1 protein-coding gene is annotated in these 382 nt (G+C 32.2%); it reads right to left on the bottom strand.

What is annotated here, in order from left to right; genetic code table 11:
- Positions 1-118: 118 nt before the first annotated feature.
- Positions 119-382 (bottom strand): transposase (locus tag ACJDU8_RS25720; RefSeq protein WP_406795028.1); only part of this gene is annotated, 264 nt, incomplete at its 5' end.

Below are 382 nucleotides of genomic sequence, written 5' to 3' on the forward strand. Positions count from 1 at the left end.
AGCAATTTGGTAATATGTCAAGAAGAAGATGAAAAGAAAATGAAATTATTTTAAGCAAAAAGGGTAACTTTAACAAGCATATGTTAGAATGAGAACATATGTTCGAAATAAATTATATTTATTTATCTACCCTATTTGAAGAGTAGAGTTGATTTTTAGCCAGCAATCCAAAAATCAAACGAATCAATTTACGAGAAGTTAGTGCGAGTGCTCGTTTATGCTGATGTGTAGTTACTTCAGCAAATTTCTTCTTATAGAACTCTTGATATTCAGGAATATGTCGTACGATACTTCCAGCAGCTTCTATCAGATAATAACGCAAATAACGGTTACCTGCTTTGTTCATTGGTGTATTTTCAGCTTTGAAACCGCCAGATTGATT

It is taken from the genome of Candidatus Clostridium eludens, from assembly GCF_045310515.1.
In the GTDB taxonomy this organism is placed as follows: domain Bacteria; phylum Bacillota; class Clostridia; order Clostridiales; family Clostridiaceae; genus Clostridium_B; species Clostridium_B eludens.